At 66.9% G+C, this 26,964-nt stretch carries 21 protein-coding genes, 1 pseudogene and 2 riboswitches; of the genes and pseudogenes, 7 read left to right on the top strand and 15 right to left on the bottom strand.

What is annotated here, in order from left to right; all coding sequences use genetic code 11:
• Window positions 1-30 precede the first annotated feature (30 nt).
• The 10 genes from B3349_RS12685 to gcvT form a co-directional block, all read right to left on the bottom strand.
• Window positions 31-744 carry an ABC transporter ATP-binding protein gene (locus B3349_RS12685; protein WP_291589107.1) on the bottom strand — a complete coding sequence of 238 codons (714 nt, stop codon included), beginning with the start codon at window positions 742-744 and terminating at the stop codon, window positions 31-33.
• Window positions 744-1,508, bottom strand: coding sequence for a high-affinity branched-chain amino acid ABC transporter ATP-binding protein LivG (livG, locus tag B3349_RS12680; RefSeq protein WP_291589105.1), 765 nt, complete (start codon window positions 1,506-1,508; stop codon window positions 744-746). The genes B3349_RS12685 and livG overlap by 1 nt, the downstream gene beginning before the upstream one ends.
• Window positions 1,505-2,767, bottom strand: a complete 1,263-nt coding sequence (locus tag B3349_RS12675; RefSeq protein ID WP_066532793.1) for a high-affinity branched-chain amino acid ABC transporter permease LivM — start codon at window positions 2,765-2,767, stop codon at window positions 1,505-1,507. The genes livG and B3349_RS12675 overlap by 4 nt, the downstream gene beginning before the upstream one ends.
• On the bottom strand, window positions 2,767-3,693 hold the full coding sequence (gene livH / locus B3349_RS12670; protein ID WP_218332018.1) for a high-affinity branched-chain amino acid ABC transporter permease LivH: 927 nt from the start codon (window positions 3,691-3,693) through the stop codon (window positions 2,767-2,769). The genes B3349_RS12675 and livH overlap by 1 nt, the downstream gene beginning before the upstream one ends.
• 121 nt (window positions 3,694-3,814) lie before the next feature.
• Window positions 3,815-4,936, bottom strand: a complete 1,122-nt coding sequence (locus B3349_RS12665; protein WP_291589099.1) for a branched-chain amino acid ABC transporter substrate-binding protein — start codon at window positions 4,934-4,936, stop codon at window positions 3,815-3,817.
• Window positions 4,937-5,426: 490 nt separating this feature from the next.
• Window positions 5,427-6,119: an RluA family pseudouridine synthase gene (locus tag B3349_RS12660; protein ID WP_291589097.1), complete on the bottom strand. Its 693-nt coding sequence runs from the start codon at window positions 6,117-6,119 to the stop codon at window positions 5,427-5,429.
• Window positions 6,120-6,135: 16 nt separating this feature from the next.
• A complete protein-coding gene (locus B3349_RS12655; RefSeq protein WP_291589095.1) occupies window positions 6,136-8,340 on the bottom strand; it encodes a PAS domain-containing hybrid sensor histidine kinase/response regulator in 2,205 nt (734 codons plus the stop codon).
• Between the two features lie 112 nt (window positions 8,341-8,452).
• On the bottom strand, window positions 8,453-11,356 hold the full coding sequence (gene gcvP, locus B3349_RS12650) for an aminomethyl-transferring glycine dehydrogenase (RefSeq protein WP_291589094.1): 2,904 nt from the start codon (window positions 11,354-11,356) through the stop codon (window positions 8,453-8,455).
• 49 nt (window positions 11,357-11,405) lie between these two features.
• A complete protein-coding gene (gcvH, locus tag B3349_RS12645; RefSeq protein ID WP_291589092.1) occupies window positions 11,406-11,780 on the bottom strand; it encodes a glycine cleavage system protein GcvH in 375 nt (124 codons plus the stop codon).
• A 152-nt stretch (window positions 11,781-11,932) separates the two neighbouring features.
• Window positions 11,933-13,063: a glycine cleavage system aminomethyltransferase GcvT gene (gene gcvT, locus B3349_RS12640; protein ID WP_291589090.1), complete on the bottom strand. Its 1,131-nt coding sequence runs from the start codon at window positions 13,061-13,063 to the stop codon at window positions 11,933-11,935.
• 50 nt (window positions 13,064-13,113) lie between these two features.
• A riboswitch (glycine riboswitch) is annotated at window positions 13,114-13,227 on the bottom strand.
• A 25-nt stretch (window positions 13,228-13,252) separates the two neighbouring features.
• Window positions 13,253-13,341, bottom strand: a riboswitch (glycine riboswitch).
• A gap of 179 nt (window positions 13,342-13,520) precedes the next feature.
• On the opposite strand from gcvT, the gene B3349_RS12635 reads away from it, so the two are divergent.
• Window positions 13,521-15,092 (top strand): fatty acid--CoA ligase, encoded by a 1,572-nt coding sequence (locus B3349_RS12635; protein ID WP_291589233.1) that lies wholly within the window; start codon window positions 13,521-13,523, stop codon window positions 15,090-15,092.
• Between the two features lie 231 nt (window positions 15,093-15,323).
• Here the strand turns inward: B3349_RS12635 and B3349_RS12630 are convergent, their stop codons facing one another.
• From B3349_RS12630 to B3349_RS12610, 5 genes and pseudogenes are all read right to left on the bottom strand, one after another.
• Window positions 15,324-16,109 carry a peptidylprolyl isomerase gene (locus B3349_RS12630; protein WP_291589088.1) on the bottom strand — a complete coding sequence of 262 codons (786 nt, stop codon included), beginning with the start codon at window positions 16,107-16,109 and terminating at the stop codon, window positions 15,324-15,326.
• Window positions 16,110-16,185: 76 nt separating this feature from the next.
• Window positions 16,186-16,455, bottom strand: coding sequence for a BolA family protein (locus B3349_RS12625; protein ID WP_291589085.1), 270 nt, complete (start codon window positions 16,453-16,455; stop codon window positions 16,186-16,188).
• Window positions 16,452-17,042: a septation protein A gene (locus B3349_RS12620; RefSeq protein ID WP_192333928.1), complete on the bottom strand. Its 591-nt coding sequence runs from the start codon at window positions 17,040-17,042 to the stop codon at window positions 16,452-16,454. Before B3349_RS12620 ends, B3349_RS12625 begins: the two co-directional genes overlap by 4 nt.
• Before the next feature lie 369 nt (window positions 17,043-17,411).
• A pseudogene (gene msrB / locus B3349_RS12615) lies at window positions 17,412-17,816 on the bottom strand (peptide-methionine (R)-S-oxide reductase MsrB); the annotation flags it as partial.
• Window positions 17,813-19,429 carry a protein adenylyltransferase SelO gene (locus tag B3349_RS12610; protein WP_291589083.1) on the bottom strand — a complete coding sequence of 539 codons (1,617 nt, stop codon included), beginning with the start codon at window positions 19,427-19,429 and terminating at the stop codon, window positions 17,813-17,815. The pseudogene msrB and the gene B3349_RS12610, both read right to left, overlap by 4 nt.
• Before the next feature lie 214 nt (window positions 19,430-19,643).
• Between B3349_RS12610 and B3349_RS12605 the strand changes: the two genes are divergently transcribed.
• The 6 genes from B3349_RS12605 (at window position 19,644) to B3349_RS12580 (ending at window position 26,931) form a co-directional block, all read left to right on the top strand.
• Window positions 19,644-21,281: a 3-(methylthio)propionyl-CoA ligase gene (locus B3349_RS12605; protein WP_291589081.1), complete on the top strand. Its 1,638-nt coding sequence runs from the start codon at window positions 19,644-19,646 to the stop codon at window positions 21,279-21,281.
• Between the two features lie 297 nt (window positions 21,282-21,578).
• Window positions 21,579-22,829: a branched-chain amino acid ABC transporter substrate-binding protein gene (locus B3349_RS12600; RefSeq protein WP_291589079.1), complete on the top strand. Its 1,251-nt coding sequence runs from the start codon at window positions 21,579-21,581 to the stop codon at window positions 22,827-22,829.
• Window positions 22,830-23,071: 242 nt separating this feature from the next.
• Window positions 23,072-24,025, top strand: a complete 954-nt coding sequence (locus B3349_RS12595; protein WP_291589077.1) for a branched-chain amino acid ABC transporter permease — start codon at window positions 23,072-23,074, stop codon at window positions 24,023-24,025.
• Between the two features lie 166 nt (window positions 24,026-24,191).
• Complete coding sequence (locus B3349_RS12590) at window positions 24,192-25,442, top strand: branched-chain amino acid ABC transporter permease (RefSeq protein WP_291589232.1); 1,251 nt, start codon at window positions 24,192-24,194, stop codon at window positions 25,440-25,442.
• Window positions 25,439-26,224: an ABC transporter ATP-binding protein gene (locus B3349_RS12585; protein ID WP_291589075.1), complete on the top strand. Its 786-nt coding sequence runs from the start codon at window positions 25,439-25,441 to the stop codon at window positions 26,222-26,224. The genes B3349_RS12590 and B3349_RS12585 overlap by 4 nt, the downstream gene beginning before the upstream one ends.
• Window positions 26,225-26,235: 11 nt before the next feature.
• Window positions 26,236-26,931, top strand: coding sequence for an ABC transporter ATP-binding protein (locus B3349_RS12580; protein WP_291589074.1), 696 nt, complete (start codon window positions 26,236-26,238; stop codon window positions 26,929-26,931).
• Window positions 26,932-26,964: the final 33 nt, after the last annotated feature.

Here is a 26,964-nt window from a genome sequence, read left to right as displayed (position 1 = left end):
ACCGGGCGTACGGCGCGGGGCCGGCGGGGTTCAGCCGCCCAGGTAGGCCCGGCGCACCTGGTCGTTCTTCAGCAGGTTCTCGCCGCTGTCTTCCAGCACCACCTTGCCGGTTTCCAGCACATAGCCGCGATCGGCAATCTGCAGCGCGCGGTTGGCGTTCTGCTCCACCAGGAACACGGTCACGCCGTCGGCGCGGATGGTCTGGATGATCTCGAAGATCTGCGCAATGATCAGCGGGGCCAGGCCCAGCGTGGGCTCATCGAGCAGCAGCAGGCGGGGCTTGCTCATCAGCGCGCGGCCGATGGCCAGCATCTGCTGTTCGCCGCCGGACATGGTGCCCGAGCGCTGGTTGGCGCGTTCCTTCAGGCGCGGGAAGAGCTTGAAGACATGCTCCTTGCCGTCCTCGATCTCGGCCTTGTTCAGAAAGAAGCCGCCCATCTGCAGGTTCTCGGTGACGGTGAGATCGGAGAACACGCGGCGCCCCTCGGGCGAGATGGCGATGCCGCGGCGCATGATGTGGTGGGTGGACAGCGAGGTGATGTCCTCGCCCTCAAAGTGGATGGTGCCGCTGCTGGCGCGCGGGCCGCCGCAGACGGTCATCAGCAGCGAAGTCTTGCCTGCGCCGTTGCTGCCGATCAGGGTGACGATCTCGCCCTGGTTCACCTTCAGGCTGACCTGGTTCACCGCGCAGATGGCGCCGTAATGCGTGGAGACCTGCTCCAGCTCCAACATGGTCTTGGACATCATGCCTCTCCCAGATAGGCCTTGATGACCCGTTCGTTGTTGCGCACCTCCTCGGGCGTGCCTTCGGCAATCGGCTTGCCGTGTTCCATCACCATGATGCGTTCGGACACGCCCATGACCAGGCCCATGTCGTGCTCGATCAGCAGCACGGCCACGCCGTATTCGTTGCGCAAGCGGTCGATCAGGCCCTGCAGGTCTTTCTTTTCCTGCGGGTTCAGGCCGGCGGCGGGTTCGTCCAGCATCAGCACCTTGGGCTCGGTGATCATGCAGCGGGCGATTTCCAGGCGGCGCTGGTGGCCGTAGGCCAGGTTGCCGGCCTCGCGGTTGGCGAACTCGCGCAGGCCCATGAAGTCCAGCCAGTGCAGGGCGCGGTCCATGGCATCGCGTTCGCTCTGGCGGTAGGACTTGGTGTTGAACAGCCCGCCCAGCACCGAGGCGCTGGTGCGGCGGTGCTGGGCCACCAGCAGGTTTTCCAGCGCCGTCATGCGCTTGAACAGGCGCACGTTCTGGAAGGTGCGCACCACGCCGCGCTGGGCCACGCTGTGGCTGCCCAGGCCGGCGATCGACTGGCTCTCCAGTGCGATCCGGCCGGTGGTGGGCTTGTAGAAGCCGCTGATGCAGTTGAACACCGTGGTCTTGCCGGCACCGTTGGGGCCGATGATGGCGAAGATTTCCTTGGGCTTGAGCGCCAGTTGCACGCCGTCGACGGCCAGCAGGCCGCCGAAGCGCATGCTCAGGTCCTTGACTTCCAGGATATGGCTCATGCGGCGTCTCCCTTGGCGGAGGGCGCCTGGGGCACTTGCACGTGGTGGCGCTTCATGGGCAGCAGGCCCTGCGGGCGCCAGACCATCATCAAAATCATGACCAGACCAAAGATCAGCATGCGGTATTCGGAGAATTCACGGGCCAGCTCGGGCAGCACGGTCAGCAGGATGGCTGCCACGATCACGCCGATCTGCGAACCCATGCCGCCCAGCACCACAATGGCCAGGATCAGCGCGGATTCGATGAAGGTGAAGGATTCGGGGTTGACGATGCCCTGGCGTGCCGCAAAGAAGGCACCGCCAAAGCCGGCGAACATGGCGCCCAGCGTGAAGGCAGAGAGCTTGATCTTCATGGGGTTCAGACCCAGCGAGCGGCAGGCGATCTCGTCTTCGCGCAGCGCTTCCCAGGCCCGGCCGATGGGCATGCGGATCAGTCGGTTGCTGATGAGCAGCGTCACCACCGCCAGCAGCAGGGCCATCAGGTACAGGAAGATCACCATGTGCATGGAGTTGAACTCCAGGCCGAAGAACTGGTGGAAGGTGGTGCCGTCCTCGGTCAGGGGCGAGCGGGTCATCGGCAGGCCCATCACCGTGGGCTTGGGGATGCTGGAGATGCCGTCCGGGCCGCCGGTCCAGTCGGTCAGGTTGACCAGCAGCAGGCGGATGATTTCACCAAAGCCCAGCGTCACGATGGCCAGGTAGTCGCCGCGCAGGCGCAGCACCGGAAAGCCCAGGGCAAAGCCGAACAGGGCCGACATGGCGCCCGACAGCGGCAGCGCTTCCCAGAAGCTCCAGCCCGCCCAGTGGTAGAGCAGGGCATAGGTGTAGGCGCCCACGGCGTAGAAGCCCACGAAGCCCAGGTCCAGCAGGCCGGCAAAGCCCACGACGATGTTCAGGCCCAGGCCCAGCATCACGTAGATCATGGCCAAGGTGGCGATGTCCACCGCATTGCGGCCGGCAAAGAACGGCCAGGACACGGCGAACAGCAGCATGGCCAGGATCAGGCCGTTGCGGTGGCGTTCCGGCACGGTAGGCAGCGAAGGCAGGCTCCAGGTGCGGGTGACGCCGCGCACGGCGGGGCGCACCAGCTGCCAGACGAACACAATGGCGCAGGCCCAGAGCACGTAGTCCCACTGCGGGACCAGGGTGGTGCGCATGCCGGCGCGTTCCAGGTGCAGACCGAAGATGGGGGTGACCACCAGCGCGGTCACCAGGGCAGCCAGCAGCGCCGGCCCGAGTTGAAGGCGTAGGCGGTGCATCAGACTTTCTCCACTTCAGGTTTGCCCAGCAGGCCGGTGGGGCGGAACAGCAGGATCAGCACCAGCAGGCCGAAGGCCACGATGTCCTTGTATTCCGACGAGATGTAGGCAGCAGCAAAGGTTTCGGCCACGCCCAGGATCACGCCGCCGAGCATGGCGCCCGGGATGGAGCCGATGCCGCCCAGCACCGCGGCCGTGAAGGCCTTGATGCCGGCGATGAAGCCGATGAAGGGGTTGAGCTTGCCCACGGCCAGGGCGATCAGCACGCCGCCCACGGCGGCCAGCACGGCACCCAGCACAAAGGTGAACGAGATCACGCGGTTGGTGTTGATGCCCAGCATGCTGGCCATGTGCATGTCCTGTGCGCAGGCGCGCGAGGCGCGGCCCATGCGGGAATGCTTGATGTACAGCGTCAGCAGCACCATCAGCACCACGGCGACCACGATGATCAGCATGCGGGCGTAGGGGATGAAGACTTCGAAGTTGTCACCCATGTGGAAGTTGATGGCGCCGGGCAGCAGCGAAGGCACGGCCATGTCGCGCGCGCCCTGGCCCAGGGCCACCCAGTTCTGCAGGAAGATGGACATGCCGATGGCGGAGATCAGCGCCACCAGGCGGGGGCTGTTGCGCAAGGGCTTGTAGGCCACCTGTTCGACGGCCAGGCCGTACACGCCGGTGATGATGACGGCGACCACCAGCATCAGGCCGATCACGGCCCAGATGGGCAGGCTGCCCTGCGTACCCACGGCCGACAGCGTGACCAGGCCGACATAGGCCCCGATCATGTAGATGTCGCCATGGGCGAAATTGATCATGCCAATGATGCCGTAGACCATGGTGTAGCCGATGGCAATCAGGGCATAGATGGCTCCGAGAGAGAGCCCGTTGAAAAGCTGCTGTATCAGCTGGGGCAATAAGTCAGACATGGTGTCTCTTCCGCCGTTGAGGGCCACAGGCAAGGATGGCGGGAGGCCCGGGTTAAAGAAACGGGGCAGGAACGCCGATGGGTGCGGCTGTCCTGCCCCGTGGTGCTAGCTGGCTAGCGGCTTACTTGGCCAGCGTCTTGCTGCCGTCCTTGTGCCACTGGAAGACCTGGAAGTCGAAGGACTTCAGGTCACCCTGCTTGGACCAGGACACAGGGCCGATCACGGTGTCGATCGTGGCCTTGTGCAGGTGGTCAGCCACCTTGGCGGGGTTGTCACCCACGGCCTTGATGCTGTCCAGCAGCGACTGGGCGGCGGCGAACGAGGTCAGCTGGAAGGCGCCCGACGCATTGCGCTTGGCATCCTTGAAGGCCTTGACCACGGCTGCGTTCTTGGGGTTGGCAGAGAAGTCGGCCGGCAGGGTCACCAGCATGCCTTCGACGGCGGCGCCGGCGATGGCGTTGACTTCGGGGTTGCCCACACCTTCGGGACCCATCATCTTGACCTTCAGGCCTTGCTCGGCGGCCTGGCGCAGCAGCAGGCCCATTTCGGGGTGGTAGCCGCCGAAGTAGACGAAGTCCACGCCCGCGCCCTTGAGCTTGGTGATGACGGCGGAGTAGTCGCTGTCGCCGGCGTTGATGCCTTCGAACAGGGCCACGGGCACGTTGGCCTTCTTCAGGTCATCGCGCACGGAAGCGGCAATGCCCTGGCCGTACGACTGCTTGTCGTGCAGGATGGCGACCTTCTTGGGCTTGGCCTGGGTGATGATGAACTTGGCAGCGGCAGGGCCCTGCTGGTCGTCACGGCCGATGGTGCGGAAGATGAAGTGGTAGTTCTTGCCATCGGTCAGCGCGGGCGACGTGGCGGAAGGGGTGACCACGACCACGCCTTCGTTGTTGTAGATGGGGGCGGCAGCGATGGAGGCGCCCGAGCAGACGGGACCGATCACATAGCCGATCTTGCTGTTGACCACGCGGTTGGCGGCGACGGGGCCTTGCTTGGGTTCGCAGGCGTCGTCCACCGGCACCAGCTCGATCTTCTTGCCGTTGATGCCACCAGCGGCATTGGCCATTTCCACGGCCGTGGTTGCGCCTTCCTTGACCATGTCACCGTATTGCGTCAGAGGGCCGGTCGTGGGGATCACCATGGCGATCTTGATGGCCTGTGCGTGGGCCGTGCCCAGGAACGCGGCGCCAGCAAGACCCAGTGCCGCAACCACGGCATGCATACGGAACGGAGTGCGCATAAAAATCCTCTCTGTTGTGGTGAAGTGTCGATATATCCGGAGGGTTTGCAATGTCCATGCCAAATGCGAGGCGGGGAAATTGGCAAGGAGCACAGCTTATCGGCCGGGGTAGGTGCAACAACAGGGTTTTTGCCTATGGAGCAAGCGCCTGCAAATTTGATACCCCCACCGCAGGGGCGCTGTGCAGGCGGAAGATTGCAGGAATATTGCAAATCTGTAAAAGCTTTTGCGCCGAAGTGCAGGTTTCAAGCGCCGCAGTGAAAACCCTGCGTCAGACGGATGTCAGCCCTTACTGTCTATGAAATGAATAGCAGGCTATTTAATTCCAGAGCGCCGTACAGGCGTATTTTTCTTATGGTTTTTTGCGCAGGGACAAACCGGGTTTGAACCGTGTCGGCCCGGTCTCGGGGTTCACCCTGGGAACTGCGAGGCGATGCTGGCGCAGGACGGCTGCGGGATGGGGCAGAAAGGCGCAGGAAGCGCGCGTGGCTCAGAACGGCACTGCACTGTGCCAGTGCATGTCCTGCCCTGTGATGGGGTGCTGCAGCGCCAGCGTGCAGGCATGCAGCAGCAGGCGCGGGGCGGCGGCGGCAATGTCCGGTGGCGCGTACAGGGCGTCGCCCAGCATGGGGTGGCCCAGGTGCTGCATATGCAGGCGCAGCTGGTGGGTGCGGCCGGTCACCGGCTCCAGCCGCAGGCGGCTGACGGGCAGCTCTTGCGCTTGTGTTTGCCCCTGCACCGGTTGCAGCCAGGTCTCCAGCCGCTGCCAGCGCGTATGGCTGGGCTTGCCTTCCGGGGCCACCACGCGCAGCGGGCGGCGTTCCCAGTCGCCGGCAATCGGGGCGTGCAGGTCCTGCCACTGCTGCAGTGCTGCGGACGGGGTGCCGCTGACCACGGCTTCGTAGCTCTTGTGCACCCGGCGCTGCTCGAAAGCCAGGCTGAGGCGGCGCTGCACGTCCAGGCTGCGGGCCATCAGCACGATGCCGGAGGTGGCCATGTCCAGCCGGTGCACGATCAGCGCTTCGGGCCAGCGTGCCTGGGCGCGGGCGCTCAGGCAGTCCTGCTTGTCCGGGCCGCGCCCGGGCACGCACAGCAGGCCGGCGGGCTTGTCCAGCACCAGCAGGTGCGGGTCTTCGAACAGGCAATGCAGCGGCGCGGCGGCCTGGGCACACATCTCGGTCATCGGCAGGGGGCTGCGCTCAGGCGGCGGAGGGCTCGGCACTGCCGCCATGCAGCAGGCGGTCCACGGTGGCGCACAGCTCTTCCACATCGTTGGGCTTGTGGATCAGGGCCTGGGCACCGGCCGACAGGGCCTGTTGCTCGATTTCGGCGGTGATGTAGCCCGAAGCCAGCGCCACGGGCAGGTCGGGGCGGATCTGCAGCGCGGCGCGCACCAGATCGACGCCGCAGTAGCCGGGCATGTTGTAGTCGGTCACCAGCAGGTGGTATTCCTGAGGCGCGGCGTGCAGGGCCTGCGTGGCCTCGTGCGGGTCGCTGAAGCCGGTGACGCGGTAGCCCCGGCGCTTGAGCAGGCGCTTGACCAGGAAGACCAGGGCTTCGTCGTCGTCCACGTACATCACATGGCAGTCGGCCAGCATGGTACCGGCGGCCGGCGGCGTGGCCACCACCGAGGTGCGCGGCGGCTCGGCTACCACGGGCGGCAGCTCCACCCCTTCGGTGACCGGGAAGTACAGCGCAAAGCGGCTGCCCAGGCCGGGCTGGCTGTGCACATCCACGGCGCCGCCATGGGTGCGCATCACGCCGTGCACCACGGCCAGGCCCAGGCCGGTGCCCTGGCCCACGGGCTTGGTGGTGAAGAAGGGCTCGAAGATGCGCTGCAGCGTCTGCGGCGTCATGCCCGGGCCATTGTCCTGCACGGTGTAGACGATGTAGGGGCTGTTGGCCAGGCCCAGGCGCTCGCGCAGGCGGGGGTCGGGGTCCTGCAGCTCCACCTCCATGCGCACCATGCCCCGGACTTCGCCGATGGCGTGCATGGCATTGGTGGCCAGGTTGAACAAGGCCTGCTCCACCTGGGTGGGGTCGGCCAGCAGCGCAGGCAGATGGGCGGGGACGTGGGTCTGCAGCTCGATGGCCGGTGGCAGGGACACGCGCAGCAAGCGCTCAGTGTCGCGCAGCACCTCGCCGGCATGCACGGCGCGGCGCTGGGGCGGCTGGTTCCGGCTGAAGGTCAGGATCTGGCGCACCAGGTCGCGGGCGCGCTTGCCGGCTTTTTCGATCTCGCGCAGGCTTTCCTGCAGCGGGCTGTTCTGGGCGCAGTCGGCCATGGCCAGCTCCACGTTGCCCAGGATGGCGCCGACGATGTTGTTGAAGTCGTGCGCAATGCCGCCGGCCAGCGTGCCCAGGGCCTGCATCTTGTGCGATTCGCGCAGCTGCACTTCCAGCTCGCCGCGCTGGGCTTCGGCGCGCTTGCGGCTGGTGAGGTCCCGGGCGAAGACGGTGGTGGTCTCGCCCTCGCCATAGCGTTCGAACGAGATGCCGACTTCCACAGGGATGTCGCGGCCGCTGGCGGTGCGGCCGGTCATCTCGCCCAGCACCGCCTGGGTGGTCAGCGGGGCCAGTTCCAGCGCGTAGGCCGCATCGGGCAGAAAGCGCTCCAGGCGGCTGCCCAGCGCTTCCTGCACCGGACACAGGAACAGCGTGGCGGCCGTGGGGTTGAAGACGGTGATGCGCCGCTGGCTGTCCACGCAGATGATGGCGTCCATGGAGGTGTTGATCACCGCCTCCAGCCGCCGCTCGCTGGCGTGCAGCTGGGTGTTGCGCTCCTGCAGGGTCTGGCGTTCGGCCAGCAGCGGGCCCTGGTCGACCACGGCGCACATGAACTGGGCCGATGCCGGGCCGGTGCGCTGGGGGATTTCGATGCAGGCGATGTGCAGATCACCCTGCATGGCATGGCCCTGGGCCACGGAGAATTGCACCTCGTGCACTTCGCTGCGGCCTTGCTGGCGTGCTTCCAGAAAGGCCTGGGCCACGCGGTCGGCGTCCTCGGGCACCACAAAGGGCATGAAGGAGGCCAGCAGCCGGTCCTGGCTGGGCGACTGGAAGGCGCTGTGCGCCATGGCGTTGGCCTGGATGACGATGTCGTGCTCGTCGATCACCAGCAGCGGCAGCGGCACGCTGGAGAACAGGGCTTCGAAGCGCTCGGACGCGCTTTCGGCCACCGCCTGGCTGTAGTCCAGCACCTTGTTCTGGATTTCCAGCTCGGCCTGGTAGTTGCGCAGCTCGGCGACCAACGCGGCCAGCGGATCGTCGGAGCTGTGCTCCGTGACCTCCCAGGCATCCAGATTGGGATAGGCCGGCGCCAGCGACGGCGCAGGAGGCAGCAGATCCTGGGTGGCGTCAGGATCTTCGTGTTGCAGCAGAAAGGAGAGGTCCGGGCGGCTCATAGAAGTGGTGCCGCAGCGCGGGTGTGTCACGCCACAGGGAGGGGCAGTGTAAGCCGCCCACAGGGGCGGCTACAAGGGCTATCCCTAGGTGGTGTGGACTTTCCGCCGAAAGTCACTCCGAAAATGCGTCCAGCGGCACGCAGCTGCAGAACAGGTTGCGGTCGCCATAGACATTGTCCACGCGGCCCACCGGGCTCCAGTACTTGCTGCGGCGCAGCGCGGGCAGCGGGTAGGCCGCTGTTTCGCGCCCGTAGGCATGCTGCCAGTTGTCCCCCACCACCTGCTCGGCGGTGTGGGGGGCGTGCTTGAGCGGGTTGTCTTCCCGGTCCCAGCGGCCGGCTTCCACCTGGCGGATTTCCTCACGGATGGCGATCATCGCGGCGATGAAGCGGTCGATCTCGGCCAGCGGTTCGCTCTCGGTGGGCTCCACCATCAGCGTGTTGGCCACCGGGAAGGACAGGGTGGGCGCGTGGAAGCCGTAGTCGATCAGGCGCTTGGCCACGTCTTCGGCCATCACGCCGCTGGTGTCCTTCAGGCCACGCAGGTCCAGGATGCACTCGTGCGCCACATGGCCGTTGGCCGAGGCGTACAGCGTGGGGAAATGGTCTTTGAGGCGGGCGCTGATGTAGTTGGCGCTGAGGATGGCGGTTTCCGTGGCGGCCTGCAGGCCGGCGGCGCCCATCATGCGGATGTACATCCAGCTGATGGGCAGCACGGCCGCATTGCCCAGGGGGGCGGCACTGACCGCACCGACCTGGCCGGCAATGCCGCCTGCGGCATGACCGGGCAGGAAGGGCACCAGGTCTTCCACCACACAGACCGGGCCCACGCCGGGGCCGCCACCGCCGTGGGGGATGCAGAAGGTCTTGTGCAGGTTCAGGTGGCTCACATCGCCGCCGAATTCTCCGGGGGCGGCCACGCCGACCAGGGCGTTCATGTTGGCGCCGTCCACGTAGACGCGGCCGCCGTGGCGGTGCACCAGGGCGCAGAGCTCCTTCACCTGGGTCTCGAACACGCCGTGCGTGCTGGGGTAGGTGATCATCACGCAGGCCAGGTTGGCGCTGTGCTGCTCGCACTTGGCCTGCAGATCGGCCAGATCGACGTTGCCGTTGTCATCGCACTTGGTGACCACCACCTGCATGCCCACCATCTGGGCGCTGGCGGGGTTGGTGCCGTGGGCGCTGCTGGGGATCAGGCAGATGTTGCGGTGGGCTTCGCCGCGCGCGGCGTGGAAGCCCTTGATGGCCAGCAGGCCGGCGTATTCGCCCTGGCTGCCGGCATTGGGCTGCAGGCTGACGCCAGCGTAGCCTGTGGCTTCGCACAGCCACTGGCGCAGTTGGGCGTCCAGCTGGGCGTAGCCCTGCAGCTGGTCGGCTGGGGCAAAGGGGTGGATGTGGGCGAACTCCGGCCAGGTGATGGGAATCATCTCGCTGGTGGCGTTGAGCTTCATGGTGCACGAGCCCAGCGGGATCATGCTGCGGTCCAGCGCCAGGTCCTTGTCGCTGAGGCTGCGGATGTAGCGCAGCATGGCGGTTTCGGAGTGGTGGGTGTTGAACACCGGGTGGGTCAGGTAGCTGCTGCTGCGCTGCAGGCCGTCGGGGATCAGCGAGGGCGCGCCTTCGTCCATGGCCTCGACCGTTGGCAGGGCCTGGCCGTCCTGGGCGAAGATGCTCCAGAGCAGTTCCACATCGGCACGGGTGCTGGTTTCGTCCAGGCTGATGCACAGGTATTCGTTCCAGGCCTTGCGCAGGTTCACGCCCTGGGCGACGGCGCGCGCAGCGATGGCATCGGTCGCGCCCTGGGTGTGCAGTGCGATGGTGTCGAAGGCCGTGCCGTGGTGGCGGCTGGAATGGCCCAGCTGGGTCAGGCCGCGGCTGAGGATGGCCGTAAGGCGGGCCACGCGGCGGGCGATGCGCGCCAGGCCCTGGGGGCCGTGGTAGACGGCGTACATGCTGGCGATGACCGCCGGCAGCACCTGGGCCGTACAGATGTTGGAGGTGGCTTTTTCGCGGCGGATGTGTTGCTCGCGGGTCTGCAGCGCCAGGCGGTAGGCGGGTTTGCCGTGTACGTCCACGCTCACGCCGACCAGGCGGCCGGGCAGGGAGCGCTTGAATTCGTCGCGGCAGGCCATGAAGGCAGCGTGCGGGCCGCCCGCGCCCATGGGCATGCCAAAGCGCTGGGTGCTGCCGACCACGATGTCGGCGCCCATTTCGCCGGGCGGCGTCAGCAGGGTCAGGGCCAGCAGGTCGGTGGCGAAGATGGCTGCAGCCTGCTGGGCATGGATGGCCTGGACATCGGCCTTCCAGTCCACGATCCAGCCGCTGCTGGCAGGGTACTGGATCAGCGCGGCGAAGAAGTCACCCGCCAGCGCTGCCTCCCACTCCTCCTTGGAGTTGGCCACCACCACGGTGATGCCCAGCGGGGCGGCGCGGGTCTGCACCACCTCGATGGTCTGCGGGTGGGTGTCGCCCGCCACCACGAAGCGGTTGCTCTTCGATTTGACGGAACGCTTGGCCAGCGTCATGGCTTCGGCGGCGGCCGTGGCCTCGTCCAGCATGGAGGCGTTGGCGATGGGCATGCCGGTCAGGTCGGTGACCATGGTCTGGAAGTTGACCAGCGCCTCCATGCGGCCCTGGGAGATTTCGGCCTGGTAGGGCGTGTAGGCCGTGTACCAGGCGGGGTTCTCCAGGATGTTGCGCAGGATCACGCCCGGCGTGTGGGTGCCGTAGTAGCCCTGGCCGATAAAGCTTTTGAGCACGCGGTTCTGGCCCGCCAGTGCCTTCAGCTCTGCCAGCGCCTCGGCCTCGGTCACCGCGGCCGGCAGCTGCATGGCGCGGCTGCGGCGGATGGCCTTGGGCACGATGGAGTCGATCAGCGCAGCGCGCGAGGCTTCGCCGATCACGCTGAGCATGTGGGCTTCATCCTGCGCATCGATGCCGATATGGCGGGGCAGGAATTCGCTGTGGTTTTCCAGGGCGTGGAGCGATTCCACAGGGGCGGGGGCAGACATCAGCATGGAGGGGACCTATCTCAAAAGCTGGGGCGGTACGGCTGCGGGCTGGGCGTCAGGCGCCGGCCGCGAAGCTGTCGTAGGCGGTCTTGTCCATCAGGGCATCCAGTTGCGATGCATCGGACAGCTTGACCTTGAAGAACCAGCCGGCACCCAGCGGGTCGCTGTTGGCCAGGGAGGGGTCGTCGCGCAGGGCTTCGTTGATCTCGACGATCTCGCCGCTCACGGGCATGTAGACGTCGGCTGCGGCCTTGACGGATTCGACCACGCCGGCCACTTCGCCTTCATTGAAGGTGGTGCCCACAGCGGGCAGGTCGACGAACACCACATCGCCCAGCGCGTCCTGCGCGTGGACGGTGATGCCGACCACGGCGGCGTTGGTGTCGGCGGTGTTGATCCACTCGTGCTCTTTGGAAAACTTGATGCTCATGGGAAGCTCCGTTAGGTAAGTTCTGAAAAAGGGGCTGGTGCAGGCGGTGCACGCAGTGTTTGGGACAGGTCTGGCAGCACTGTAGCGGCCCGCGCACCGGCACCAGGGGTTGGCTGTGCCTTTTTTGTGGTGCGGGAGTCCGGCAGGGCCGTTCAGCCGCGGTGGTAGCGCGCGGGGACGAACGGGGTGGCCGACACCTTCATGGGCACCGGCTTGCCGCGCACCATGGCGAACAGTTCCGTGCCTTCGGCGGTGTAGTCGGGCTGCACATAGCCCAGGGCCACGGGCTGGTTCAGGCTGGGGCTGAGCAGGCCGCTGGTGATGTAGCCGACCTGCTGGCCGTCCATGTTCTCCAGCACGGCGGGCTCGCGCACCGGCACGCGCTCGGTGGCGATCAGGCCCACGCGCTTGCGCTGCACCAGCGCCGGGTTGTCCAGCTGGGCCAGCACGGTGTCGGCGCCCAGAAAGCCGCCCGCGCGGGCGCCGCCGGTGCGGCGCACCTTCTGGATGGCCCAGGTGAGGGCGGCTTCCACCGGCGTGGTCTTGTCGTCCATGTCGTTGCCGTACAGGCACAGGCCGGCTTCCAGGCGCAGCGAATTGCGTGCGCCCAGGCCGACGGGTTCCACCTCGGGCTGGGCCAGCAGCTTGCGGGCCAGGGCTTCGGCCTGGGTGCCCGGCACGGAGATTTCAAAGCCGTCTTCGCCGGTGTAGCCGCTGCGCGTGACGTAGCAGGCAATGCCGTCGATCTGCACCGCCATGCCGGTCATGAACACCAGACCCAGCACTTCGGGGGCCAGGCGGCCCAGGGCCGCAGCGGCCTGCGGGCCTTGCAGGGCCAGCAGGGCCTGTTCGGGCATGGGGATGACCTGGCAGCGGCTGCCGATGTGCTGCTGGATGTGGGCGATGTCGGCCACCTTGCAGGCGCCGTTGACGATGAGGAACAGGTCCTCGCCGCGGTTGACGAACATCAGGTCGTCCAGGATGCCGCCCTGGGCGTTGAGCAGCAGGCCGTAGCGCTGCTTGTGCAGGCCCAGGCCCTGTACGTCGACGGGCAGCAGGGTTTCCAGTGCGGCGGCGGCGTCGGGGCCCACCAGGCGCAGCTGGCCCATGTGGGAGACGTCGAACAGGCCGGCGGCGTCGCGGGTGTGGCGGTGTTCGGCCATCAGGCCGCTGGGGTATTGCACCGGCATGGCGTAGCCGGCAAAGGGAACCATGCGTGCCCCCAGCTCCAGGTGCAGGGCGTACAGCGGGGTGGTCAGCAGGTCGGTGGTGTCAGCGGTCATGGTGTCGCAGAGCAAAGCAAAAGAAATGCCGGCGGCCTGCGCCGCCTGCGCTTTGCCCTGTTGTCCGCTTTACCTGAGAGATTCACCCGCACCTTCCAGGCGTGGGGCTTGCTCCTTCGGTGGACGGGGTGCCGGCACCCGCGCCTCTCTCCAACAAGGTACGCCCGCGGTCGATGCGGCGGGCGGCTGCCAGTCCTTTTGCCTGAGCGTTCGGGGTTGCCCCTGCGCCTTCGGCGGCGCCGCTGGGCCTGCTGGCCGGGCGCGCTCTCCTGACGAATCCGCGCAGTATATCCGGGCCGATGGGCGGTGCCTACCCCGATGCATATGCATAGATGCAAACGATCTGATGCGCTCCCTATACTCGTGTACCAATTTCGATGGATTCAAGGAGACGAAGTTGGTCGACACACAGTTTTCCCCCGCGGGCGCAGCCCCTGTCCCGGCACCGCGTGCGGCGCTGACCCTGGGCGATACGCTGGCCTGGCCGGCGCGCTATCTGCCGCGCAAGGAGGCGCTGGTGGTGTCGGACGCGCAGGGCCGCCGCGCCTGGACCTATGCCGAGCTGGATGCCGAGGTGAACCGCCACGCCCATGGTCTGCAGCAGCTGGGCATAGGCCAGGGCGATGTGGTGGCCGCCTTTCTGTACAACACGCCGGCCTTTGTGTTCACCTTGCTGGCGACCGCGCGCCTGGGCGCCATCTTCAATCCCATCAACTACCGGCTGGCGGCGCAGGAGCTGGCGTTCATCCTGCAGGACGGCAGCGCCAAGGCGCTGGTGTTCGAGGATGAGGGCGCTGCTGTGGTCGAAAGGGCCAAGCTGCTGGTGCCCCAGGTGCAGCACTGGATCCACGCCGACCCGGGCGCCGCGCCGGCCTGTGCCACCGCGCAGCTGGCCGCGCTGGCGGCCGGCCAGCCCGCCACGGCGGTGGACGTGCGGGTGGACGAGGATGCGCCCTGCATCCTGATGTACACCAGCGGCACCACCGGCCGCCCCAAAGGTGTGCTGCACACCCACCGCAGCAAGCTGGCGCACAACGCCATGATGCACCAGGTGATGCAGTTCCGCCGTGAGGATGTGGGCCTGTCGGTGGCCCCGCTGAACCACACGGCCGAGCTGCACACCAGCTTTTTGCCGCGCCTGCAGGTGGGGGGCACCCTGGTGCTGCAGCGCCGCTTCGATGCCGCCGATGCGCTGCGCCTGGTGGAGGCGGAAAAAGTCACCTTCTTCTTTGCCGCGCCGACCATGGTCACCATGCTGCTGAACGACGCCACCCTGGGGCAGCGCGATCTGTCGTCGCTGCGGCTGGTGGAGTACGGCGGGGCCTCGATGGCGCCGCACCTGATCCGCGAGTGGACGCGCCAGGTGGGCTCGGGCCTGGTGCAGGTCTTCGGCACCACCGAAATGGGGCCGTGCATGTCGGTGCTGTACCCGCATGAGCAGCTCAGCCATGCCGGTTCGGCCGGCCTGCCGTCGCTGAACCACGATCTGCGGGTGGCGCGGGTGCGCGAAGACGGCGCCGCCACCGACCCGGCCGATGCCTGCGCGGTGGGCGAGGTGGGCGAGATCCTGGTGCGCGGCCCCTGCATGATGGCCGGCTACCTGAATCGCCCGGAGGCCAACGCCAAGGCGCTGGCCCATGGCTGGTACCACACCGGCGATCTGGGGCACCTGGACGCCGATGGCTATCTGTGGATCCGCGACCGCATCGACTACATGATCAATTCGGGGGCGGAGAACGTCTACCCGCGCGAGGTGGAGGACGCCCTGGTGGGGCACGCCGAGGTGCTGGAAGCGGCTGTGGTGGGCGAGAAGGACGCGCGCTGGGGCCAGGTGGTGGCGGCCTATGTGGTCGCCAAGCCGGGAACGGTGGTCACGGCCGCGGTGCTGGATGCGTTTTTGATGCAGGGGGACCGCCTGGCCAGCTACAAGCGCCCGCGCAGCTACCACTTTGTCGACAGCCTGCCCAAGACCACCAGCGGCAAGATCCAGAAGCATCTGCTGCGCCAGGCGGATCTGTGCGCAGCCTGAGAGAGTGAGGGTCTGAGGCCGAAGGGCTGAGCCCCCGGTCACACCTGCCGGGCAAGCCCCTGTCTGCCGCCGATGGCGGCGCGGGCAGGGGCTTGCCTGTTTCTAAAAGGAGAGCAGGCCGGGCCGCCGGGCGGTTGCCGGCGTCGCATGCGCTGCGGGCGCCCATAAAAAACGCGGCCGAAGCCGCGTTTTGGGGGCGCAGGTGCTGGCCAGCGGCACCGTGCCGGGTGCTTACTGCACCTTGGCCTTGGCGCGCAGACCGTCCTGGAACTGCATCAGCTTTTGCTGTTCCAGTTGCTGGGCGATCTGGGGCTTGACGTCGTCCAGCGCAGGCAGCTGGGCCTGGCGGGTTTCGATCACGCGGATCACGTGCCAGCCGAACTGGCTCTTGACCGGGGCGCTGGTCATTTCACCCTTGTTCAGCTTGAGCATGGCTTCGCTGAATTCGGGCACGTAGTTGCCGGGGTTGGCCCAGCCCAGGTCGCCGCCTTGGGCGCCGGATCCGGGATCCTTGGATTCCTTCTTGGCGATGTCTTCGAACTTCTTGCCGCCGTTCACTTCGGCAATGATGGCCTTGGCGCGGTCTTCGGAGTCCACCAGGATGTGGGCTGCGTGGTATTCCTTGCCTTCGTTGGCAGCGGCGAACTTGTCGTATTCGGCCTTGATTTCGGCGTCGGTGACGGGGTTCTTCTTCTGGAAGTCGGCGAACAGTTCGCGGATCAGAATGGTCTCGCGGGCCAGTTCCATCTGCTGGCGGTATTCGGGCGAAGCAGCCAGGCCGCGGCGGCCGGCTTCCTGCAGGAAGATTTCGCGGGCGATCACTTCTTCCTTGATCTGCTCATCCATTTCTGCCGGCACGGGGCGGCCGGAGCGCTCCAGCTGTTGCTTCAGAACGTCTGCGCGCGCCTTGGGCACAGGCTTGCCGTTGACGATGGCCAGGTTCTGGGCGGTTGCCGAGAAGGCCATCGTGCCCAACAGGGCGGCTGCCACAAGGCTGGACAAGAGCTGTTTTTTCATGCGGGATCCAAAAAGGAAAATAGGTGAGCCCACCGGCCAGCAGTGCAGCGGGACTTGAACAGAGGGTTGCTGGCGCTTACAACACTTCGATCGCCAGGGCATGCAGGCCCTGGTCGATGAAATCTTGCAGGGAATCATACACAAGCCTATGGCGTGCCACGCGCGGTTTGCCGTCAAACAGCGGGCTGGCCACGCGCACCCGGAAATGGGTGCCAAAGCCGGTGCCGTTGGCGCCGGCGTGACCGGCGTGCTGGTGGCTTTCGTCGATCACTTCCAGCTGCGTCGGGGACAGCACTTCGCGCAGCCGCGCTTCGAGGGCGGCTGCGGTGATGGGCTGGGCGCTCATGGCTGGCGGTCCTGGGTCTGCTGGGCATCGGCGCCGGGCAGGGCCGCGTCGTCGCCGCCGGCTTCCTTCATGTGGCGGCTCAGGTACACGGCCTGGGCCAGCACGAACACCAGCATCAGCCCCATGCCGCCAAACAGCTTGAAGTTGACCCAGGTGTCGGTGTCGAAGTTGTAGGCCACCCACAGGTTGAGCACGCCCATGACGGCGAAGAAGCCGGTCCAGCTCCAGTTCATGGTGCGCCAGGCCGCTTCGGGCAGCTGCATCTGGGCGCCCATCAGGCTTTTGAGCAGGTTCTTCTTGAAGAACAGCTGGCCCACCAGCAGGGCGCCACCCATCAGCCAGTACAGCACGGTGGGCTTCCACTTGATGAAATTCTCGTCGTGCGCGAGCAGCGTGGCGCCGCCGAACAGCACGATCACGCCCAGGCTGACCCATTGCATGGGTTCCACCTTGCCGGTCTTGTAGCGCAGATAGCCGATCTGCAGCACGGTGGCGATGATGGCCACCGCCGTGGCGGTGTAGATACCCCAGACCTTGTAGGCCACAAAGAACAGGATGATGGGGAAGAAATCGAGCAGAAATTTCATGTAACGGTGCGGACAGCCACTGCGGGCCGGGTGCGAAAGAGCGCAGCATGCCATATCCGAAAAACCCCGCAGACAAGGGTTGCTGCCGGGGCGGCAGGTTCCGGATGGACGGCCGGGGCCACGGGCGGCCTGCCGCCGTGGCTGCCGCAGGGCCCGGCGGTGCCCCATGCCCCCCGGTCGCCCTGGCGGGCGGGCCTGCCGGCGGCATGCGGGGGGGCGCTGGCGGCGCGCCTAGCTGTGGCCGCCCTGGGCCTGGCGGTGGCCGCCGTCGGTGCGGCTGGGCGTGTCGTCGGGCGAGGTGGGGGCGGCCACCTCGCCCGGCGCCTGGCTGCCGTTGTCGACCACGCCGGTGGGGCTGGGCGGCGGGGCGTCGCCCAGGAAGTCCAGCGAGGCGGAGTTCATGCAGTAGCGCAGGCCGGTGGGCAGCGGGCCGTCTTCAAACACATGGCCCAGGTGGGCGCCGCAGCGGCTGCAGACGGTTTCGGTGCGCACCATGCCGTGGCTGCGGTCCACGATCTCGGTGATGGCGCCGGGCACGGCCTTCCAGAAGCTGGGCCAGCCGCAGCCGGCGTCGAACTTGGTGTCGGAGTCGAACAGCTTGGCGCCGCAGCAGACGCAGTGGTAGCTGCCATCGGCCCAGTACTGCTCGTATTTGCCGGTAAAGGCGCGTTCGGTGGCGGCGTGGCGGGTGACTTCGAAGGCCACCGGTTCGGCGTTCTTGGACTGCAGCAGGGCCTGCCACTCGGCGCTGGTCTTCTGGATGGGATAGGTCATGAGGAGCAACTGATGGAGATGGAGGAAGCCCAGTCGGGCGGGAAGCCGGCCCAGTCATTGTGCGTCGGGTGGGCGTCGTACGGTGCGGCCAGCACGGCCTGCAATTGTTGCAGCACGCCGGTGTCACCGGCCTGGGCGGCGCGGATGGCGGTTTCGCCCAGGTGGTTGCGCAGCACAAAACGGGGGTTGGCCCGCTGCATGGCCGCGGCATCCGGCGCGCCGCCGGAAGCCGCGAGCAGTGCCTGGTAGGAGGGCAGCCAGCGCTGCCAGGCCGCGCCGTCCACAAACAGATCCTGCACCGCATCGTACTGCCCGGTTGCGGCCGCGTCGGACAAGCGGCGCCAGAAGATGGGGTAGTCTACTTTTTCCGCGGCCAGTAGCTGCAGCAGCTGGCCCACCACGGGCGTAGCGGGGTCGGCCTCTTCGGGCGTGGCGGCGGCGGTGCCGGTCTGCGCCAGGGGCGGCAGGCCCAGCTTGCGGCGCATCAGCGCGGCAAAGGCGGCGGAGAAGTGCGGGCGGTAGGCCTCGATGGCGGCGACGGTGGTGTCTTCTTCCCCGATCAGCGGGTGAAGGGCCTGGCCCAGGCAGAACAGGTTCCAGTACGCCACCTGCGGCTGCTGGCGGAAGGCGTAGCGGCCCTGGGTGTCGCTGTGGTTGCAGATGTGGTCGGGGTCGAACCCGTCCAGAAACTGGAACGGGCCGTAGTCGATCGTCAGGCCCAGGATGGACATGTTGTCGGTGTTCATCACGCCGTGGCAAAAGCCCACGGCCTGCCAGTGGGCCAGCATCTCGGCCGTGCGCTCGGCCACGGTGCGCAGCAGGGCGGCGTAGGGGTTGCCGGGCGCGGTGCGGCAGGCGGGGTAGTAGCGGTCGATCACGTAATCGGCCAGCTGGCGCAGCTCGGCTTCCTGGCCGCGTGCGGCAAAGTGTTCGAAGTGGCCGAAGCGGATGAAGCTGGGCGCGACGCGGCAGACCACGGCGGCGGTCTCCACCTCTTCACGGTAGATGGAGGCCGGGCTGCCGGTCAGGCTGAGCGCGCGCGTGGTGGGGATGCCCAGGGCGTGCATGGCTTCGCTGCACAGAAATTCGCGGATGGACGAGCGGAGCACGGCCCGCCCGTCGCCCCGGCGCGAATACGGCGTGCGGCCCGCGCCCTTGAGTTGCAGTTCCCAGCCCGGAATGGCGGGGGCGGCAGCGCCTGCTACGCCTGTGTCGGTGCTTGCGGCGGTTTCGTTCAGTGCGTGACCCTGCACTTCCCCCTGCACCTCCCCCAGCACGATGGCGCGGCCGTCGCCCAGCTGGCCGGCCCATACGCCGAACTGGTGGCCGCTGTAGACGGTGGCATAGGGCTGGCTGCCGGGCAGCAGGCGGTTGCCGGTCAGCACCTGGGCGGCCTGTTCGGTGTGCCACCAGCCGGCCGGGATGCCCAGCTCGGCGGCCAGGTCGGGGCTGTGGGCCAGCAGCTGGGGTGTGGGCAGGGGCGTGGGGTCGAGCCGGGTCAGAAAAGCCGGGCCCAGGATGGCAAAGCCGTGGGGGTTCCAGGTGGGTTGCCAGGCCGTGGCTGCAGCGGAGGTGGCGGGTGCGCCGGAAGGGGCGGAAGCTGGTGCATGCATGCGGCTTATTGTTGGCCCAGGCGCTTGCCCTTGCAGCCGGCGGGACAAGCGGCGCGCGCGCTGGTGCACAGCCGCGCGGCGCCGTGCGTCACCCAGGTGTCAGGCTGGCATGCTGGAAAGCACGGAAAGTCGCCCAAACGGCCCTGGGCTACCATGTGCAGCGAGCCCAGAACAAAACCACCGGCACCGACCGGATCCAAGGAGTAGACCCCGTATGCAAGGTTTGATGCAGGATCAGCAGCTGCTGATTTCGTCGCTGATTGAATTTGCCAACCGCTTCCACGGCGATGCCGAAATCGTCTCGCGCCGCGTGGAAGGCGACATCCACCGCTACACCTACCGCGACCTGACGGCCCGCGCCAAGCAGCTGGCCAATGCGCTGGACGGCCTGAAGCTGGCCCACGGCGACCGCGTGGCCTCGCTGGCCTGGAACGGCTACCGCCACATGGAGATGTACTACGGCGTCAGCGGCTCGGGCCGGGTGCTGCACACCATCAACCCGCGCCTGCACCCCGAGCAGATTGCCTGGATCGTCAACCACGCCGAAGACCAGGTGCTGTGCTTTGACACCACCTTCCTGCCGCTGATCCAGGCGGTGCACGCCAAGTGCCCCACGGTGCGCCAGTGGGTGGCGCTGTGCGATGCCGACAAGCTGCCGGCCGACACCGGCATTCCCGGTCTGGTCAGCTACGAGGCCTGGATTGCCGGCCAGTCCAAGCACTACCGCTGGCCCCAGCTGGACGAGAACACCGCCTCCAGCATGTGCTACACCAGCGGCACCACCGGCAACCCCAAGGCGGTGCTGTACAGCCACCGCTCCAGCGTGCTGCACGCCTACGGCGCGGCGCTGCCCGATGTGATGAGCCTGTCGGCGCGCGATGCCGTGCTGCCCGTGGTGCCCATGTTCCACGTCAATGCCTGGGGCCTGCCGTATTCGGCGGCGCTGACCGGCGCCAAGGTGGTCTTCCCCGGCCCGGCGCTGGATGGCAAGTCGCTGTACGAGCTGATCGAGGCCGAGGGCGTGACCTTTGCCGCCGGCGTGCCCACGGTGTGGCAGATGCTGCTGACCCATATGCAGCAGGGCGGCCTGAAGTTCAGCCACCTCAACCGCACGGTGATCGGCGGATCGGCCTGCCCGCCGGCCATGATCGACACCTTCGAGGACACCTATGGCGTGCGCGTGCTGCACGCCTGGGGCATGACCGAGATGAGCCCGCTGGGCACGCTGGGCACGCTCAAGAACAAGCACCTGGCGCTGCCCAAGGAGCAGCAGCGCAAGATTCTGCAGAAGCAGGGCCGGCCCATCTACGGCGTGGACATGCGCATTGTGGACAGCGAGGGCAAGGACCAGCCCTGGGACGGCAAGGCCTGCGGCGACCTGCTGGTGCGGGGGCCGTGGATTCTGGACACCTACTACAAGGGCGCCAGCCCCCTGCTCAAGGACGAGGAAGGGCGCGGCTGGTTCCCCACCGGCGATGTGGCCACCATCGACCCCGACGGCTATATGCAGATCACCGACCGCACCAAGGATGTGATCAAGTCTGGCGGTGAATGGATCAGCTCCATCGACATCGAGAACATTGCCATGGGCCACCCGGCCGTGGCCATGGCGGCCTGCATCGGCATGCCCCATCCAAAATGGGACGAGCGTCCTATTGTGGCGGTGGCCCGCAAGGTCGGTGCCGAGGTCTCGCGCGAGGAGCTGCTGGCCTTCTTCGACGGCAAGACGGCCAAGTGGCAGATTCCGGACGATGTGGTGTTCGTGGACGCCATTCCGCTGGGAGCGACCGGCAAGATGCTCAAGACCAAGCTGCGCGAGCAGCTGGCGGGCTACAAGCTGCCGGGCCTGTAAGCCGCCGCACTGGCTGCGCACTGGCCACGCACCGTCCGGGGCAGACCGGCGGCGCGGATGCAGCTGCATCCAACAGAGCGCCTGGTGCGCATGGACCATGGGTTTCGGGGACGCCCCCGCAGACCCGGGGTGCATGCGCGCCGGGCGTTTTGCTGCGTGCCGGCCCGGGCCTGCGGCCCCCGGGGCAATCCCTGCCGTACAAGTCCCAGGGCGAACGACCGTGCGGCCCGGCTACGCTTGCGCAAGCCATCGGCTGACACACATTGCCGATCCACGTAGCCCTCACAGGAGTCCTGCATGCAGTTCGCGCTGAAGACCACGTTTGCCACCCTGACCCTGGCCGCCGCTGTGGCCAGTCTGAGTCTGCCCGCCCACGCCCAGAAGGGCGAGACGGTGAAGATCGCCTGGCTGGACCCGCTGTCCGGTCTGATGGCGGCGCTGGGCACCAACCAGATGAAGAGCTGGCAGTTCCTGGCCGAGGAATTCAGCAAGAACAACCCGGCCGGGGTGAAGTTCGAGATCATTCCGATTGACAACAAGCTCAGCCCGCAGGAAACCACCAGCGCGCTGCGCTCGGCCATGGACCAGGGCGTGCGCTATGTGGTGCAGGGCAACGGCTCCGGCCCGGCGCTGGCCATCATGGATGCGCTGGACAAGCACAACGCCCGCAACAAGGGCAAGGAAGTGGTCTACCTGAACTATGCGGCCGTGGACCCGGACCTGACCAACAGCAAGTGCAGCTACTGGCATTTCCGCCTGGATGCCGACACCTCCATGAAGATGGAGGCACTGACCACCTACATGAAAGACCTTCCCGAGGTGAAGAAGGTCTACCTGATCAACCAGAACTACGCCCACGGCCACCAGGTCAGCAAGTACGCCAAGGAGATGCTCAAGCGCAAGCGCCCTGACGTGGAAATCGTCGGCGACGACATGGCGCCGCTGGCCCAGGTGCGCGACTTCTCGCCCTATATCGCCAAGATCAAGCAGTCGGGTGCCGACAGCGTGATCACCGGCAACTGGGGCTCGGACCTGGCGCTGCTGGTCAAGGCGGCCAACGATGCCGGCCTGAACAACGTCAAGTTCTACACCTACTACGCCATTGCCACCGGTGCACCCACAGCCATGGGGCCGGCGGCGGCCGGCAAGGTCTACATGGTGGGCTACAGCCACCTGAACGCCGAAGGCCCGATCAACAAGATCGTCAAGGACTTCAAGGCCAAGTTCAATGACGATATGTACACCGCCTCCGTCTACCACGGCTTTGCCATGCTCAGCGAGGCCATGGCCCGGGCCAAGAGCACCGACCCGGTGAAGGTGGCCGCCGTGATGGAGGGCATGAAGTTCAAGAGCTTCAACGGCGAGGTGGAGATGCGCAAGACCGACCACCAGCTGCAGCAGGGGCTGTACATCAGCCGCTGGGAAAAAGCGGGGGGCAAATACCCGATAGACTCGGAAAACACCGGTTACACCTTCGTGCCGGTGAAATATTTCGAACCCTATGTGGCCAGCACGCCCACGTCCTGCCAGATGAAGCGGCCCAGCTGAGTGGGGCTGCACAGCCCTCACTGCGCCCCGTGCGCTGGGGCCCGGCCTGACCGGACGGCGTACGGAGGGCGCCCGGGTGCAGCGCTCCGGCCGCCCCCTGCAAGGCGCAGGCCGGGCAGGCTGGGCGGACAGTGTGGGCAGTGTGAGAGGGGCAGGGCTGCGCGCCGCCAGGCGCTGCAGTGCTGCGTGGGAGACCGGCCTGTGGGGCCGGTCAGTGTCAAGCGTGCGCGGGCCGATCGTCCATGAGTCTGGAATTCTTCACCATCTCCCTGCTGAACGGCGTGAGCTACGGCCTGCTGCTGTTCATGCTCAGTTCGGGCCTGACGCTGATCTTCAGCATGATGGGGGTGCTCAACTTCGCGCACACCAGCTTCTACATGCTGGGTGCGTACTTTGCGTACACCCTCTCGGGCGCGATCGGCTTCTGGCCGGCCCTGTTCATTGCGCCGCTGCTGGTGGGCGCTTTGGGCGCGCTGTTCGAGCGGCTGTGCCTGCGCCGGGTGCACCAGTTCGGCCATGTGCCGGAGCTGCTGATCACCTTCGGCCTGTCGTATCTGATTCTGGAGGTGGTGCAGCTGGTCTGGGGGCGCGGCACCGTGCCCTACGGCCTGCCGCCGCAGCTGCAGGGGCCGCTGTTCACGCTGTATGGCACGCAGTTCCCCAAGTCGCGCTCGTTCGTGATGCTGGTGGCGGTGTGCATGCTGGTGGCTGTGTGGCTGCTGCTGACGCGCACCCGCATCGGGCTGGTGATCCAGGCGGCGCTGAAGCAGCCGCACATGGTGGAGGCCCTGGGTCACAACGTGCCGCGCGTGTTCATGCTGGTGTTTGGCGGCGGCTGCGCGCTGGCCGGGCTGGCGGGCGTGATCGGTGGCAACACCTACATCACCGAGCCGGCCATGGCCATGTCGGTGGGCTCGATCATCTTTGTGGTGGTGGTGGTCGGCGGCCTGGGGTCGCTGGCCGGGGCGTTCCTGGCCTCGCTGCTGATCGGCATCGTGCAGACCTTTGCCGTGGCCATCGATTTTTCCTGGGCCGATCTGCTGGCCCATGCGGGCCTGAAGGCGACACCCGAGACCTTTGGCTGGCCGGTGCTCAGCCTGACGGTGGCGCAGGTGGCACCGATACTGCCGTATCTGTTCCTGGTGCTGATGCTGATCTTCCGCCCCAAGGGCCTGCTCGGTACGCGGGAGGATTGAAGCCATGTCTGCCCCCATCTCTTCCCCTGCTGTGAACGAAGTCGTGCCTGTGGCGGACAGGACACCCGTCCCAACATCTGCACCGGCACAGGCGCCGGTCCCTGCGACGGCGGCCGCACCGGGCCGTGGCGCGGTGTACCGCTTTCGCCCGCTGAACATCGGCCGCATGGTGGTGTGGACGGTGTTTGCGCTGCTGCTGATCGTGGCCCCGCATGTGTTCACCAGCAGCCTGGCGCTGACCATGCTCAGCCAGATGGGCTATGCCATCATCATCTGCCTGTCCTACAACATCCTGCTGGGGCAGGGCGGCATGCTGAGCTTCGGCCATGCGGTCTACACCGGGCTGGGATCGTTCATCGCCATCCACGCCATGAACCTGGCCAGCAGCGGCAGCCTGCCGGTGCCGCTGGTGCTGATTCCGGTGGTGGGCGGCCTGGCCGGCATGTTCTTTGCCGCGCTGCTGGGCTGGGTGACCACCAAGAAGTCCGGCACCACCTTTGCCATGATCACCCTGGGGGTGGGCGAGCTGGTGGCGGCCATGGCGCTGATGTTTCCCGGCTTCTTCGGCGGGGAGGGCGGCATCACCACCGACCGGGTGTACGGCCAGCCGCTGCTGGGCATCACCTTCGGCCCGGCCATCGAGGTGTACTACCTGATTGCGGCCTACTGCTTTGTCTGCACGGCCGCGATGTTCGCCTTCACCGGCACGCCGCTGGGCCGCATGCTCAACGCCGTGCGCGACAACCCGGAGCGCGTGGCCTTTGTGGGCTTCAACACCCAGCGCGTGCGCTATATGGGCTTTGTCATTGCCGGCTTCTTTGCCGGTGTGGGCGGCGGGCTGGCGGCGATCAACTTCGAGATCGTGACCGCGGCCGACAGCGTCAGCGTGCTGCGCTCGGGCTCCTACCTGCTGTTCACCTTCCTGGGTGGCGCCACTTTCTTCTTCGGCCCCATCATCGGCGCGGTGCTGATGGTGCTGGCCATGGTGCTGCTGTCCGAGCTGACCAAGGCCTGGATGCTGTACCTGGGCCTGATCTTCCTGTTCATGGTGATGTATGCCCCGGGCGGCATTGCCAGCCTGATCATGATGAACCTGCGCCTGGCCAAGTACGGCAAGCTGGGGCGCATCATCGCCGCCTACCTGGCGCTGGGCGGCACGGCGCTGGCGGCCCTGCTGGGCGCGGCGGCGATGATCGAGATGATCTACCACCTGCAGCTCAATGCTGCTCTGGGCAATACGCTGCGCTTTCTGGGCATGGCGCTGGATGTGCGCAGCGCCTCCAGCTGGCTGGGGGCGGGGGCGGTGCTGCTGACCGGGCTGGCGCTGTTCGAGCTGGTGCGCCGCCAGTTTGTGCAGGACTGGGGGCAGATCCAGGAAGAGATTGAACACCGCATCCAGCGGGGAGAGGGCGTATGAGCGAGCAGGCATCCCCATACGCGCTGGAGCTGCGCAATGTGCGCAAGAGCTTCGGCAAGGCCGAGATCATCTGCGGCGCCAACCTGGCGGTGCGCCCGGGCGAGCGCGTGGCGGTGATCGGGCCGAACGGTGCCGGCAAGAGCACCTTGTTCAACCTGGTCAGCGGGCGCTTTGCGCCCAGCAGCGGCGAGATCTACCTGCACGGCCAGCGCATCGACGGCAAGCAGCCGTTCGAGATCAACCGCGCCGGGCTGTCGCGCAGCTTCCAGATCACCAACATCTTCCCCAAGCTCAGCGTGTTCGAGAACCTGCGCTGCAGCGTGCTGTGGAGCATGGGCTACCGCTACAGCTTTCTGCGCTTTCTGTCGCGCATGGACGATGTGAACGCGCGCGCCGAGCAGCTGCTGGCCCAGATCCGGCTGGAGCGCCGGCGCGACACCCTGGCCGTGAACCTGACCTATGCCGAGCAGCGGGCGCTGGAGATCGGCATCACGATTGCCGGCGGGGCCAGCGTGATCCTGCTGGACGAGCCCACGGCCGGTATGAGCAACAGCGAGACCGGCCGCTTCATCCAGCTGATCCGGGAGGTGACCGAGGGCCGCACCCTGCTGACGGTGGAGCACGACATGGGCGTGGTGTTCGGTCTGGCGGACAAGATCGCCGTGGTGGTCTATGGCGAGGTGATTGCCTTCGACACGCCCGAGCGGGTGCGGGCCGATCCGCGGGTGCAGGAAGCCTATCTGGGCTCCAGCGTGGCCGATGCCCAGGCCGGCGTGCATTGAGAGGGGGCAGGATGCTGAAGATTGACCAACTGCACGCCTACTACGGCAAAAGCCATGTGCTGCACGGCGTGAGCCTGCACGTGGCGCCGGGCGAGATCGTGGCCCTGCTGGGGCGCAACGGATCGGGCCGCAGCACCACGGCCAAGGCCATCATGGGTCTGGTGGACTGGGAAGGCGACATCCGCTGGAAGGAGCAGGCGCTCACCGGGCGCAAGACCTTCGAGATTGCCCACCTGGGCCTGGGCTATGTGCCGGAAAGCCGCGATGTGTTTCCCAATCTGACGGTGCACCAGAACCTGCTGCTGGGCCAGAAAGGCAAGGGCAAAGGCAGCCGCTGGAGCTTTGACGACATGTACGCCATGTTCCCGCGCCTGAAGGAGCGCCAGCACACCGAGGCCGGCGTGATGTCGGGCGGCGAGCAGCAGATGCTCACCCTGTGCCGCACGCTGATGGGCGACCCGGACCTGATCATCATCGACGAGCCCACCGAGGGCCTGGCCCCCAAGATCGTGGAGCTGGTGGGTGAATACCTGGGCCGGCTGCGCGAGCGCGGCGTGTCAGTGCTGCTGATCGAGCAGAAGCTGACCATCGCCATGAAGATCTCCGACCGGGCACTGGTGATGGGACACGGCGCCATCGTCTACGACGGCACGCCGGCCGACCTGCTGCGCAACGAGCGCGTGCGCAAGGAGTGGCTGGAGGTCTGAGGTTGTGGTCTGCGGGGCCGGCGCTGCACGGCC

The organism is Comamonas sp. UBA7528, assembly GCF_002479375.1.
Classification (GTDB): domain Bacteria; phylum Pseudomonadota; class Gammaproteobacteria; order Burkholderiales; family Burkholderiaceae_C; genus Comamonas.
This window is presented reverse-complemented; position numbering and strand designations above follow the sequence as displayed.